Origin of the sequence: Bradyrhizobium sp. (genome assembly GCF_035570375.1) — a bacterium.
In the GTDB taxonomy this organism is placed as follows: domain Bacteria; phylum Pseudomonadota; class Alphaproteobacteria; order Rhizobiales; family Xanthobacteraceae; genus Bradyrhizobium.
Genome location: NZ_DATMLW010000240.1, coordinates 1 through 13254 on the forward strand (window position 1 = coordinate 1; position 13254 = coordinate 13254).

Sequence of the window (13254 nt, forward strand, 5' to 3'; positions counted from 1 at the left end):
GATGCACCGCGCAATCCCGCCTGAACACAAAGACCGACTGATCCAACTAGGATACATACTGGAATTGCCGGGCGAACTTCGACTAACGAACGCTGGCAGGCAAAGGATTGCGGAAGGCGAATGACAGAGGAGCACCCCAAATGCCCTAGGGAGTCCTGTCGCCGCGCGAACCGCAAAACAAGGCCTGACGAGCGGCGCAAAAACAAACCCCAGACGTGAGGGAACGCTGGGGTTTGTAGTTAGGTGGCTGTTCCGCACGGGAACGAATTCACGCTACCGCCTACCCGCGCTGCCCGTCTTGCAAGAATTTGCCATGTCTTGTCCTGTTCTGCCATCGCGAGTGTCCTACGAGCCCGAGGCGATGGACGCTACGGCCCGACAGACCTATGCCCCCCTTGCGGTGCTCGCACCGCATCACTAGAGAACTCCAGAACTAGCCCCGCCCTCGCCCACGGGGCTTTTTGTAATAGGGCCCGGTGTCCTAGTTTAAGGGTTAGCGGTGTCCTAAATTCATTTAGGGACCGGAGTGCATCCGCATGAAACGGGCCGAAGAATACCGGAAGAAGGCCGAAGAAGCCGAAGCTAGGGCGGAAGCTACACGCGATCCTAATGCGAAGCAGGCTTATCTTGAGATCGCCCAGCAGTGGCGACAGTTAGCTGAACATGCAGAGCATATGGAACGCTAAGGCCACCTCAGTTGGCGGCCTCTTTCCATTGAGCAGCGTCAGAACGGCACGGCGCTTGTCCTCGTTGGTAGTGCGAGGCACGCCGTGCGCCCCGTTGGCCAAAAGCTCCCCGGCTACGGTTCCGCGCGGCCTGGGAATGAGCGGTGTAAGCTATGGCGATGAGGGATCCTAGCCATCGTTTTTGCGGTCGCCGGTGCTGTCTGCTGGCTCTGGCCCGGCGCGATCGTCGGTTTGCTATTCCCTGCCCTGCCCGTCAGTGCCCGTGAAAGTGTGATTATCGGAGCACTGTTCTTCGTTGGAGCGGCCATCCTACTATTCGTCCGACCGTCAGACGACGAAAAGCCTTGAGACAACATGCACCAGCGCTGCCGGGAGATGACGCAGGCTAGACGCTAGGGCGCGACAGCCATCCCCTTGCGGTGCTCGCACCGCATCACGAGAGACTCCAAGAACTAGCCCCGCCTCTAGCGGGGCTTTTTGTTTGCGCAGTCATCGAGGCGATTACGGAATGTTGCTGGACATATTGGCGGCGATTGCCAGGAAGTACCACGAGGACCGCCGTCGCGTGTGCCTTTGCTCCCCTGCCGAGAGGTGGGGAGCATTTTTGTTCGTCTGCCGATTTGACCAAACAGAAACGGCGCCGTTGCCGACGCCGTTCTGTGGGTACTGCGCTTGGACCGGCCCACTTTGACTGGCGCTCTGACGCCTCTGGGCGTGGGACGCCTCATCACGATCCAGGCAGTTAATTTGTCCGAAAATCGCCCAAGGCGCTTTGATCTGCCGCAACCCAGCTTCATTTCCGTCCACCTGCTAGGCGCAACGGCCCTGCCAAGCTAAGAACATGACAGGGCCGCCGACCCGACGGAGGGGGGTATTTCGGGGGGACGAAAATCCGTCGAGCGAAATTAGCCGTACACCTCTCCCCGAAATTGCGCTTGCTTTAGCTTAGGACATCGTTAACGCGCCAGGGCTTCTAGGCCGGTAGGTGCGGGGTCGTATTCGGCTCCAGAGCCTCCTCTGCTTCGGCCCGTTCTGGCAGAACCTCGCCGTGGACCAGAAGGGGCTCGCCGATCCAGAGAGGGTCGGCGAGATGGTCCTGGCGCGGATTGGTCGTGTTGGGGTGAATCAATATGCTGAGGCCGCTATGATTGAGCATCAGCCAGGGTACCAGCGACGAGAACACCTCCTTGGCAAAGGAGACCTGAAACATCGCGCGATCGTGAGGACCGACCTTCGCGTCGTGCCAGCTGCCTAGCCGGACCACGAAGCGCTCGCCGATCCATTTGCGCAGCTTTTCCGCAACCTCTCGTGTGGCAACGGGGTCGTAGTAGATGTGGGCGTGATAGCTGGCGATCTCCGTGACGGATCGCGGTGCAGATACAGATTTGAACTCAGCCATTTCTCTTCATCCGGGGCGCAGGCAAATTACTATACGCCAGAAGTGCACCCCTCGGCATCGCCATCCTTGGCTCTATCACCCGGTTCATCGCTGGATGCTGCCGGTTCTTCACCTTCACCCAGTGCTTCGACCGTCCTAGGCTAATACGGGCGATCCCGACGTTTCGACACCAGCCCCTCTAATCCCATCACGGCACGCAGCGCGAAACAGGTCAGGTCCGATCTCGCCACACTCGAACGCATTCACGATTGTGCTTTTCGGCCTGTTTGGTCCCGTTCTTGCGCTTGTTCATGCAGCTTGTGCAGAGGCGCTGCTCCAGCTGGAACCTTACGGACTCGGACTGGACCTGAGCCTCGCCGCCGACCACTACTTGCACCGAGCATTCGATGCAGAAGAAGCGGTCCTTTGCTTCTGTAGGCATTGGTCATCTCGCGCCAACGTTTGGTGCAGGAGCGCACAGCCCTGTCATTTCAGGTAGGCTTATGATCTGGAGACGCCAGACGGCTTGCAGGTGAATTCGTCAGACCTGTTATGAAGTCCGGTAGGGTGTCTCGAATGACTCCATCACCGCGCCATCGCCGGATGCTTGTGGTTCTTCACCTTGACCCAGTGCTTGGCGGGGCCTCGTCGTCTTGTCCCAGAACTTTTCCGGTCTTTCGGTTGATCAAGTGCAACCGCGCGCAGGCCTTACACGTGACGGCTTCGTACTCGTTGTCAGGCGCGTCCTCGTCGTCTTCGTCCCGCGAATGCTGAACGTTTAAGTTTGTCGAGGGACAGGTGAAAAGAAAATTGCCCATCCCCCCACCTTAAAGGGGGATTGAAGATCATTGCTTGCGACTTCATGCCAAAGATTTGCTTCTTGCTGCCAAAACGTTTTTTGCAGCAGTTTTCGCCAAGTGCAGCAAGTTTGCGTTGCTGTTTTCCAAAAATGGATATCGGTTTTGGTCACAAGCACGCCGGATCGCTTAAGACCCATACGACATGCGGTAAAAAAAAATGGCTCCGGCCTGCGTCGCACCGGAGCCATTAGTCTGTCCCCCCACATGGGCAATGAAAAACTGAGGAGTGAGGGCAGCAAGGTTTAGTCAGGCAATGTTGTCCCTATTGCGGTTTGCTGAAGGGCAATGGTGTGGTCTAACTGCGCCGAAAGGCGGTCCTTCGAGAAGAACAGATTTTCCAAAAATGGATATCCTTTTTTTTCGCGGGTGCGTCCCCTGCGCATTAGTGCAGGAATGTGGGGTCCGGCATGGGCGGACGCTTGCGACGAGGTCCGGTACAGGCGCGAGACCCCGAGACCTGTAAGCCGGACCTCGTGACCTACATTGCGGCGGCATCAAAAATTGCTGGCTTAATTGCGCCCGCAGGAGCATGCTCAGGGCTGGGAGAAGTCCCATGGGCGAGCGGCAATCGCTTTTCGTCGGCATCAGCGGCAGTGTATTGCTCGCTGTCGCGCTCATGTCCGCCTCCCTCGCACAGAATGCGGGCGTAAGCGGCATTCCGCCGGGGCCGGCGAATGGGTGGAACTCCAGAAACCCTTCCTTCAACTTGCCGCAGATGCCGCCGCCGATCCCGCCGCCCACAATCAGGCCCGTAACACCGCCTACCGTCGCGCCGCTCACTTCGACGACGGTGGGTCAGGGATCAAACCGTGTCCCCACGGTGCGAGCGCAACCCTCGTCGTCGCGCGACACTGCCGTCGGGGAGAATGACCAGCTGCTCGATCACGGCGTCACAAGCATCTGCCGAGGATGCTGAGCGCGTCACGTCTTGTGATTTAGCGCCAATGTCTTGGGAATACGCGCCAACGAGGTAGCGGAGCTGGGCGTGGTAATCGTCCGACGAGAATTGATTGACTCGGGCGCGGCCCTGCCCTAACCCGGCGCGCATCCCAAATCCCAAACCCGAAGGAACTCGCCCCATGATCGGGGGACTGAATGTCGCGGCCATCGCATTCGCGCTGGCGGCGTGTGCCCTGACTATCGCGGTCGTCAAACTGGTTGACCGCGCGCTGCACTGGATCGAGGATCGGTGGGATGCGCGCGCCGCGCGCCCGCAGCCCGACGAGATGCAGCAGCTGCTCACGTTGCTTTGCGAGCATCTGCACGATCAGCTGCAGCAGGACGAAACGCCACCGCGCGCCGTCATCAACCTGACGGCGGGACAGTCTCACGAGGTTAGCAAACCATGACTGACGATATCGGACCGGGGTGGCTGGACGATCTACGCGAGCGAAGCTGGACGAACTATTGCGGGCGAATGGCGAAGCGCGAAATCACCTCACCCGCCTCAACGAAAAAAGAGCCTGAGCAAGTCGAGGCATTCCACAGCAAAGCCCATTGAACCTTTGTTGATGTGGCCTATCTTTGTGGATGGACCGCGCGAACTGGTTTTCCCACGCCAGCAGTGCCAGAGTGGGTCGCTCCCGCCAGTCGCCAGTCGAAGTGGGCCGGTCCACGCGTTAGTGCACTAGAGCGGCGCTGGTAACAGCGCCGTTTCTAATTGGACGCCTCGCCACTCAATCTCCTCCAATGGGCAATTTTCTTTCCTTCCAAGGATTTTTTGGCAGCTTGCCTTTCTTGGCCTTCTTTTCATTTGCTCTTGCGAGGCCGGGACTTCCATCGAGCCATTGCAGGACGTGCTTCATCAGATCTTTGCGCTCTGACTTTTTCTTTAGCGAGTAACGCTTGATGGTGATTTCCAAGCGATCCTTCTTCGCATGGTATTCATTTCGAACGGATGGCTTTTTCAACATTGATTACCGCCGCTGAGTGGCTTCCAAGAACTCAAGAACCGCCTCCGGCACTTCGTCGTATTCGACGTAACGTCTGCGCAGTTCGTCCGCGATAGCGACCGTCACGTCACGAGACCAGCGTTCGGCGGTGTTGAAGGCCACGATGCGGACCGGGTTTTTGTACTCCCCAGATAGCAGGTTGAGAATCAGCGTCTCGCGATCAGTGGCGTCCTCGTCAGTCTCGCGCCACGCCCTACCGAGACGGCCGAAATCCTCCAGCACGAGATAGATGTCTTTCTCAACTCCGTTGGGCGCGATTGATGGAGAGGTACGCACGACGACCTCCTCAAACCAAAATGCATCCACCGTTAATTAGTCTGACTGGTTGGCAAGAAGTTCGTTCCAGCGGAACGCGCGTTTCCTAACAACGTTAATTTGGATCGCGGGCAGGCTTCCCCACCAGCAAAGCCAGGGCGGGTTGCTCCCGTGGGTCGCTCACACCAGTCGAAGCGGTTGCTCCCGCTATGGCGGGTCGAAGTGGGCCGGTCTCCTCGCGTATAGTGCGCACTAGGAACGGCGCTGGTAACAGCGCCGTTTTAATTGGGTCCCAAAGCATCCAATCCTCTAGACCTAGAGGCTTGCATTCTGTTCATGTTCTGTTCTGATAGCAGGCCCTCCTCCGAGGGTCGTTCGGAAGTGTCTTCAGGACCCAATCCAGAGCAATCGGACACCGACCAGCTAGAGGCCGCAGCCGATCAGGCCATCGTAGCTTGCAACGGCGATGCGCGAGAGGCGGTCAAGGCGCTGATCGTCGCCAATCACTTTCTCGAAACCGACCTGAAAAAACTGCGGGCCTCGGTCTCGACGGGTTTTCGCGAGGCAAGCTGCTGCCGCGTGATCGGAAGGATTGGTACGATTAGGCGCGCAAGATTTCCTTGCTATCCCCGACGCGCATGTTGCGCAGACCTCAACCTGTGAGAAAATAGGCTGATCGGCGAGCAATAGCGATGGGGTGGGGAGATTTAAAATGGCGGCCAGACAGATAGTACCTGCACTCGGGCTGGATTCATTCTCATGCCCACACCTCGAGTGCGGAGCCATCGCTCATCAGACGTGGTACAAGCTTCATGTTCTCCGACACGAAAAGGAGAGCCGTCCATGGCTGCCAGGTGAAGAGGCCTTGAGGCAGCTCAAGGCCGACAAGAACACGCCGCCAAGTGTCATTACGCATTTAGAAAAAGTGATGCAGCGAAACGTGTTTTTTGAAACTCACAGCTATACGCAACTCAACACCCATCTGGTGAATATCCACGCAAGCAGATGCTATAGCTGTGACCGAATTGCGTTGTGGCGCGCCGACGAACTGATCTATCCGGTGAACCACATCTCGATTGCTCCCCCCACCGAGGACATGCCCGACGATGTGAAGGCCGATTTCCTCGAAGCAAATGAAATCTTGGACAAGTCGCCGCGGGGAGCGGCAGCGTTGCTCCGCCTGAGCATTCAAAAGCTGATGGTCCACCTCGGAGAGAAGGGAAAGAACATCAACGGCGACATAGCCAGTCTGGTACAGAAGGGTCTCGATAAGAGAATACAAAAGGCGCTCGACGTCGTCAGAGTGGTAGGCAACAACGCGGTCCATCCCGGTCAGATCGATCTCAACGACGATAAGACGATTGCAACAAGCCTGTTCAGGCTAGTGAACGTCATCGTGGAATCGCAGATCACGCAGGCGAAGCACATTGATGAGATGTTTAACAAGGTTGTGCCGGAACACCTTAAGGCGGAAATCGAGAAACGGGATGTGCCTAAGCAGATCGAGAACAAGCCGAGCGAGGGATGAGGCCGGGCGCTCGCGAGTTCTTCCTGAACAAGCCGCACAGCCAGGCTGGCGGCGCGAGACGGTGACGTGATGCTCTATCCTTTGGAGCTCGTCACTTCGATTGAAGCCCTCGGCCCATAAAACGCCTTGTATGGCTCCGCCTCCTCATAGAGAAAACGATCTTGGATCGCCTGTCCGTTCGTACTGACTAGTTCAGCTGCGATAGTAGGCAACTCGCTTTTCGCACGATCATAGTCATCAAGTGCGATCGGATTGTCGGGCATGGATGGAGCGTTCAGTCGCAGCAACTGGTCGTGCCCAATAAGCAGTCCGGCTTGTCCCATTGCATTTTGGCTTTGAAGATGCATCGCTGACGAAATGATCTCATACCAGTCAACCAATCCACCGTGAACGATCTGATTTTCAGTAAAGCGGATCTCGGTATCACCACACCCAAGCGACAAGATATGTACCTGACGGCGCTCAAGCCCATAGCAGACAAGGGCATCCACAAGACCTATCATGATAGGGTTGTTGGCCCAAACTCCGCCATCCGCGAAGAAGCGCCCGCCATCTTTGTAGATTGGAAAATATGCGGGCGCGGCTGCGGTTGCCATCGCGACCGTTAACATCCGCTCCTTCCAATCCATCTTGTAGTCAGCGTGATGTGGCGTTTTGAATACGTTTACTTCCGTGAATCCATCGAAGGACGGCACGCATAGACGTCGCTGTGCTTCGCCAAGAGTCTTCTCCGAGAAGGCCGATTTAAGGAGAGCTTCAAGCTTGTCCGCTTTGTATCGATGATGCTGCAAGGCTCGGAAACACCGCCAGCGTCTCCGGATGTTCCAAAGATCCCAGTGGATCGGCGGGAAGATTTCTTTTCCGTGGTTAATGTACAAATCCAAAATCGATTGGGCAGTCTTTCCGACGGAAAGTCCGAGCGCAATTATGCCACCCGTCGATGTCCCGGTGATCAGATCAAAATAGTCACCGGCGGATTTGCTGCCGAGATATCGACCTTCTAACTCTGCAAGTATGGCAGCAGGCAGGATGCCCCTTATGCCACCTCCATCAATCGAGAGGATGCGAAACGGTTTACCCTCAGGCCAAGGCAGTTGTTCTCTTAGGCCTTGAAGAGTCCCACTAGACCGTCGCAAGCTGCTTGGCTCCATCGACCGTGGGACTGGGATGGCGGCCCCCGCCGCGCCACTTCTTAGTGACCAGCCAACCCTCATAAAAATAGAGCCATTCGTTCGCCCAAAAAATCGTCGTGTTGGCAAGCAGGTCGTTGACGTCCCACTCCCACAGAGATGGGCTGAAAAGGCATAGGTACGGCAGGGAAGGATCGCGTTTGTTCTTGTAAACGTGCGGAATCGGTCCTTGGTCATAGTCAGGATGGCGCTCAAGCTTCGGGTGCATCACCTGAACCCTTGGCTGTGCATCTGCGACCGTGAAATTCTCCAAAACCATCGGGACACGGTAACGAACCCGGACAAGATGTTCGCGTTTGTCCGGGGCCAAAGTACCTTCCCACGTGGCGCTTTGATCAATCTGCTCGATAAGCCTGAAATCCGGCCATTGAAAAGCCATGGCCTCTATCTGTTGCTCGACAGACTTGCTCATTCCTTGAGAAAACCGCCCCCTTCACGCGTGGCAGCACGGACAGGCGTAGTTCTCGTGCCCGCGACCGCAGATACTGCCAGCGAGGCTCCGATTTTGCCCCGGCTTCCGGCCTTGAGGTGACCGGCCTCCATTTCATGCCGTCGAGCGTCGAGATTGCTGTCGATGGCGTAAGAGGCTGCTGTCTCGCCGAACAAGCGTTTCAGGATATCGCGCTTTTCGGACATGCCCAGGCCTTCATTCCGCAACCGATCTAATTCGACGACGAGCCGTCGAAGATCGATGTCGAAAAGATCCTGTGCTTGTTCATTTTCCGGCCAGCGATCTGTAAAAACGTCGGGTGGATAGGCGGGATTTCGAACCAGAATCGTTCGGCGGGGTCCTGTCTTTTCGCGAAGCTTCGCCCGAATTGCGTTGGCAACGTTGATCACCTCGTCAATCAGGTTCGACGCAACCGGTCCGGCTTCCATCGCAATCGCCGCCAGAACGACAGACGGCGGCTTGCGCATGTTACGCCGGGCGGTATCGCGGGAGGCGATATCGCGATTCCGCTTGATAAGCTGGAGGGCGACGATCCGGGGAGATTTTTCCTCGGCCGGGACGTGATCCGGCATCGGTTGAGTTTCGGCCTTTTCAAGCGCCCCATCAACGAGCAGTCGGCGGCCCATGAACGACTTGTAGAAGTCCAGATCGACTTCGACCCGTTCGTTGAATTCCTTGACGAACCCCCATGGATTCACGGGTTTATGGTAGGTCTCGCCACTCTCTTTCTTATGGTGAAACAGATTGCCTGCTCGCTCTGGCTGCCCTGGCAGTCTCGCGACGGGCATGAGGTCGACGGTCGTGCCATCCGTGTATTTTGCCGTGACGCAGCGGCTTTTCTGCGTGACCATGCCATGATAGCGGCTATCCGGATCGCCGTTGATGGCTTCGAATAGAAATTCCAGCATAACGTTCGGTGGCGAGTCCGGCGGCACGTTCAACTCGATCACCACGTCGACATCGTGTTGATCCTTCGCTACGCGCGACGCGATGGCCGTGCCCGTCGCGAAGCTTCCACTCGGGTAGCACTCGACAACCTTGCCCTGCAGCGGGCTGCCTTCTCTGTCAACGTGCTGACAAAGCGCCCGGAAGTTGGTCTCTGCAATTTCATGTTTGGTCTTGCTCAATTGGATGCGGCGGGCCACGTCCATCAGCAAGGCATCGGCTTCAGAGATTTGGCCCCACGGGCCAGGATAGGCGACGTTCATTCGGTGTCCCTCTTGGGTAACCCTGGTTCGGGGTTTGTTCCCAAGTAGGCGGCCGCGTTGCATCAAACAAGAATGACACTCTTTTCGAGGAGCTGTCTTGACTCTCGGCTACCTCAGAGTCCTCGCAGATTACCGATTCGCGGGGTCCACATTCGCAAAAAATCCGCAACCATTTTCGGTTATTTCGGCACTCAGCCAAATAACCACCATGCGGGATACGATTCCGATAAATGAATCGGTGCAATTACTTAAATGGCGCGCCCGGAGCGATTCGAACGTCCGCCCCCCAGATTCGTAGTTGATGCTATTGGCTGCGCGGCAGGGATTCGAAAGAGATGTTTTTAGCTGTGTACCCTCCGGCGGATTGTCTTGCCTCAAAGCAGGCATGTTCTTAGGCTCTGCGCTCCCTCCTGAGGGGGAGAGGCCCCTAAGCTGAGGTCAGCTTGCGGATGACCTCGTCGAGTTTCCTGACGACGCCGCAGAGATCGTGAGAGCCGCCCGCGTCCCGCTCGACCCGGATCAGATCGTCCCTCGCCTGTCTGATCTTGGAGAGGATCGCTTCCACCTCCGCCCTGCTCACCGCGTCCTCTGGGATCATGACACAACCTCCGCGAGTGTAAACTCTGATCTAAGGCCGGGGTTGCGAAAAGAAAAGAAAAAAACTCGCGGTGGTCGGAGGGACGAGGGGTGTGAACGGTACAAGAGGTCAGCTAACAGAACCCCGAATTAGGACACCGCTAACCTTAAAACTAGAAAACTAGGAAAGGGAGGGCCGACAACCCCTCCGGGTTCTCACTCCGGAGTCCAACCAGAGCGCTTGCAGCCTCCAGGCTCCCTTCCTAGGCCAAGATGCCAGAAGCCCGCTGGCGGCTCCAGAAGCGGATGGCGCCGGCGCCAAGACGGGATGGGGGTTGAGGACCTCGAAAGCGATGGGCCTCGTCGTGTACCCTAGGGTGTACCCTAGCCTGAAAATCCAGATCTCTGTAAGTTGAAATATCCAGCTAAGTCTTTGATTTCGTTGGTAGCGGAGGAGGGACTCGAACCCCCGACCCCAGGATTATGATTCCCGTGCTCTAACCAGCTGAGCTACCCCGCCACGGCGCCGGCAAACGCGGCTCTCGTCTCATGCCGCACGCGCGAACGCGCGGCATATAAGAAGCAGGCTCCAGCCCTGTCAAGCAAGGCCGTTTCGTCCGCCAAGCGCCTGCAATCTTTGGCTATTTCGGCCGCACGCCGGAATTGCCGCCGGGGCTGCCGGGGGGCGGGATCACCGAGGTGTCGCCGGTCGGAGGCGTCGGCGCATGAATTTCCGGATCGACGCCGGCCGGCGGACACAACACGCCATTGGATTTTGCGAGCTTGTCGCCGAGCGGTTCGCTCCCCTGCCCGGTCGTCGAACCCTCGGGCAAAATCGTGCCGCGCGGCGGCACCGGTTGGATCGGCGCGCAATTATCGGCTACAGGCGCCGGCGCGGTCGGGGGCGGCGGCGTGGCGGGCGCCGGCGGGCTTGCGCGTTTGCGGTTCCAACCGAGGCCATCAAAAACGAGAGAATGAGCGCGTGTTTCCTCATCGAAGGAAAACCCGCCGCGCGAAGCGGGGTTCCGGCGCGCCGCCATCACGGTTGGCAATTCTTCCGGTAACGGATCAGCGAAAAATGCCCCATCGGCGGCATCGGCCGGCGCTCGGTCAGGGTCACGCCGCCGTGTCTCGTGGCCCAGTCGGCCAGACGCGTCCACGGAAATTCGGGCCGCCAGCCGAGCCGGCGCGCGAGCGGCGCGAACGCCAGTTCAAAGGCGCGACGTGGTCCGCTCTCGGCGCCGATGTGGTTGACCAGGATGAGTTCGCCGCCCGGCTTCAACACGCGAATGAAGTCATCCAGCGTTGCTTCGGGATCCGGCACCGCCGTGATGACGTACTGCGCCACCACCGCGTCGAAGGAGCCATCGGCAAACGCCAGGTTCTTGGCGTCCATCACCGCGAGCGTCTCGACATTCTTCAGGCCCAGCGAGCGCACGCGGTTCTGCGCCTTGCGCAACATCGGCTCTGAAATATCGACGCCGCACAGTCTCGTGGTGGGTGCGTATTCCGACAGCGACAGTCCCGTGCCAACGCCGACATCGAGAACGCGCCCGCCGATCCCGTCGGCGATCGCGATCGTCGATTGGCGGCCATGGTCGAAGACCTTGCCAAACACCAGATCGTAGACCGGGGCCCAGCGCCCATAGGCCTTTGCGACCCCCTCGCGGTCGATATCCGTCGCCATGCCCCCGCCTTGAAATCTAGATCATGATGCGATCAAGTGGAATCGCATCATGATCTCATCTCTTTGTTTGAGCATGATCTTTTCGGAAAACCGGATTCCACTTTTCCGGACCATGCTCAGCCGCGCATCGCTTCCACGACGAGCGGAGCGCCGCCTGCCCGTGATGCGCCCGTTTCACTTGCGCCCTTGGCACTTTGGCTCTTGGCACTTGCGCTTTTGGCGCTCGCGCTCCGGATAAATCCGCCGCCGAGCACACGCGCGCGGCCCGAAGGTGCATCGTAGAACACGCAAGCCTGACCGGGAGACACGCCCTCTTCGCCGGCGACCAGTTCGATCTCGTAACCGGAATTCGCCGCGCGCAGCCAGCCGGGCTGCGGCGCGCGGGTCGACCGCACGCGCACGAAAATCTCTCGGCCCTCGCCGGCCGCGCGATCGAACGAACCATCGCCGATCCAGTTGATATCGCGCAGCGCGATGCGATCCATCCGCAGCGCCTGGCGCGGACCGACAACGACCCGCCGGCTCGCCGCATCCAGCCGCACCACGTAAAGCGGGGCGGTCGAAGCAATCCCCAGGCCTCGCCGCTGGCCGACGGTGAAATGAACGATACCCGGATGGGCTCCGATGACACGGCCATCGAGGTCGACGATGTCGCCCGGTTCCATTGCGTTCGGCCTCAGCCGGCCGATGACGTCGGTGTAGCGGCCGGTGGGCACGAAGCAGATATCCTGGCTGTCGTGCTTGTCGGCGACCTGAAGTCCGAAGCGCCGCGCAAGTTCGCGCGCCTGGGGCTTGGTCAAGTCGCCAAGCGGAAAACGAACGTACTCGAGTTGCTCGCGGGTAGTCGCGAACAGGAAATAGCTCTGGTCGCGATCGGCATCGGCGGCGCAAATCAGCGCACGCGACCCGTCGGCCATCCGGCGCGAGGCCACGTAGTGCCCGGTCGCGAGCGCCGCAGCCCCAAGCTCGCGCGCGGTTGTGAGCAGATCGCGAAACTTGATCGAGCGATTGCACTCGATGCAGGGCACCGGGGTCTCGCCCAACGCATAGCTTGCGGCGAAATTGTCGATCACCGATTCGCGAAAGCGGCTCTCGTAGTCGAGCACATAATGCGGAATGCCGATCCGCTCGGCGACGTTGCGCGCGTCGTGAATATCCTGCCCGGCGCAGCAGGCGCCCTTGCGGTGCGTGGCCGCACCATGATCGTAAAGCTGCAACGTGATGCCGACGACGTCATAACCTTCCGACTTCAACAGCGCGGCCGTCACCGAAGAATCGACCCCGCCGGACATGGCGACGACGACACGGGTGTCCTTCGGACGGCCTTCGAGATCCAGACTGTTGAGCATGCTACCAGTGCCCGCTTTTCGAAGTTCGTCTTCCATCGCAGCGTCCACCTTTCACGAACTTCGAAAAGTCATGGGCACTACTAAATTACAGATTCCAGTGCCGCTTTTCCATTTGAAGTTCCTGGAGCTGAATT

14 protein-coding genes and 1 tRNA gene are annotated in these 13254 nt (G+C 58.5%); 4 read left to right on the top strand and 11 right to left on the bottom strand.

All coding sequences use genetic code 11. The annotated features are described in order from the left end of the window. Window positions 1-536 precede the first annotated feature (536 nt). Window positions 537-686: a hypothetical protein gene (locus tag VNX23_RS26205; RefSeq protein WP_325634472.1), complete on the top strand. Its 150-nt coding sequence runs from the start codon at window positions 537-539 to the stop codon at window positions 684-686. A 973-nt stretch (window positions 687-1659) separates the two neighbouring features. Here VNX23_RS26205 and VNX23_RS26210 read toward each other — a convergent pair. Next, window positions 1660-2085, bottom strand: a complete 426-nt coding sequence (locus VNX23_RS26210; RefSeq protein ID WP_325634473.1) for a DOPA 4,5-dioxygenase family protein — start codon at window positions 2083-2085, stop codon at window positions 1660-1662. Window positions 2086-4003: 1918 nt separating this feature from the next. On the opposite strand from VNX23_RS26210, the gene VNX23_RS26220 reads away from it, so the two are divergent. Together VNX23_RS26220 and VNX23_RS26225 are read left to right on the top strand one after the other, a co-directional pair. Further along, entirely contained in the window at window positions 4004-4273 is a 270-nt protein-coding gene (locus tag VNX23_RS26220) for a hypothetical protein (RefSeq protein ID WP_325634474.1), read from the top strand. Beyond that, window positions 4270-4425: a hypothetical protein gene (locus VNX23_RS26225; RefSeq protein ID WP_325634475.1), complete on the top strand. Its 156-nt coding sequence runs from the start codon at window positions 4270-4272 to the stop codon at window positions 4423-4425. Before VNX23_RS26220 ends, VNX23_RS26225 begins: the two co-directional genes overlap by 4 nt. A 175-nt stretch (window positions 4426-4600) precedes the next feature. Here the strand turns inward: VNX23_RS26225 and VNX23_RS26230 are convergent, their stop codons facing one another. Further along, the gene (locus VNX23_RS26230; RefSeq protein WP_325634476.1) at window positions 4601-4837 is read right to left on the bottom strand and encodes a hypothetical protein; all 237 of its coding nucleotides are present in this window, start codon (window positions 4835-4837) and stop codon (window positions 4601-4603) included. Between the two features lie 3 nt (window positions 4838-4840). Beyond that, window positions 4841-5152 carry a hypothetical protein gene (locus VNX23_RS26235; RefSeq protein WP_325634477.1) on the bottom strand — a complete coding sequence of 104 codons (312 nt, stop codon included), beginning with the start codon at window positions 5150-5152 and terminating at the stop codon, window positions 4841-4843. 691 nt (window positions 5153-5843) lie between these two features. Between VNX23_RS26235 and VNX23_RS26240 the strand changes: the two genes are divergently transcribed. Next, window positions 5844-6659: a DUF4145 domain-containing protein gene (locus VNX23_RS26240; protein WP_325634478.1), complete on the top strand. Its 816-nt coding sequence runs from the start codon at window positions 5844-5846 to the stop codon at window positions 6657-6659. Between the two features lie 74 nt (window positions 6660-6733). Here VNX23_RS26240 and VNX23_RS26245 read toward each other — a convergent pair whose 3' ends face one another. From VNX23_RS26245 to mnmA, 8 genes are all read right to left on the bottom strand, one after another. After that, window positions 6734-7795 carry a CBASS cGAMP-activated phospholipase gene (locus VNX23_RS26245; RefSeq protein WP_325634479.1) on the bottom strand — a complete coding sequence of 354 codons (1062 nt, stop codon included), beginning with the start codon at window positions 7793-7795 and terminating at the stop codon, window positions 6734-6736. Beyond that, on the bottom strand, window positions 7782-8261 hold the full coding sequence (locus VNX23_RS26250) for a hypothetical protein (RefSeq protein ID WP_325634480.1): 480 nt from the start codon (window positions 8259-8261) through the stop codon (window positions 7782-7784). The genes VNX23_RS26245 and VNX23_RS26250 overlap by 14 nt, the downstream gene beginning before the upstream one ends. Beyond that, window positions 8258-9508: a nucleotidyltransferase gene (locus VNX23_RS26255; RefSeq protein ID WP_325634481.1), complete on the bottom strand. Its 1251-nt coding sequence runs from the start codon at window positions 9506-9508 to the stop codon at window positions 8258-8260. The genes VNX23_RS26250 and VNX23_RS26255 overlap by 4 nt, the downstream gene beginning before the upstream one ends. 427 nt (window positions 9509-9935) lie before the next feature. Beyond that, window positions 9936-10106 (bottom strand): hypothetical protein, encoded by a 171-nt coding sequence (locus VNX23_RS26260; RefSeq protein WP_325634482.1) that lies wholly within the window; start codon window positions 10104-10106, stop codon window positions 9936-9938. A gap of 421 nt (window positions 10107-10527) precedes the next feature. Continuing rightward, window positions 10528-10604 (bottom strand) — tRNA-Met (locus VNX23_RS26265). Window positions 10605-10725: 121 nt separating this feature from the next. Next, window positions 10726-11124, bottom strand: a complete 399-nt coding sequence (locus tag VNX23_RS26270; protein WP_325634483.1) for a hypothetical protein — start codon at window positions 11122-11124, stop codon at window positions 10726-10728. Next, the gene (locus tag VNX23_RS26275; RefSeq protein ID WP_325634484.1) at window positions 11124-11771 is read right to left on the bottom strand and encodes a class I SAM-dependent methyltransferase; all 648 of its coding nucleotides are present in this window, start codon (window positions 11769-11771) and stop codon (window positions 11124-11126) included. Before VNX23_RS26275 ends, VNX23_RS26270 begins: the two co-directional genes overlap by 1 nt. 116 nt (window positions 11772-11887) lie before the next feature. Beyond that, window positions 11888-13120 (bottom strand): tRNA 2-thiouridine(34) synthase MnmA, encoded by a 1233-nt coding sequence (mnmA, locus tag VNX23_RS26280; RefSeq protein ID WP_325634517.1) that lies wholly within the window; start codon window positions 13118-13120, stop codon window positions 11888-11890. Window positions 13121-13254 lie beyond the last annotated feature (134 nt).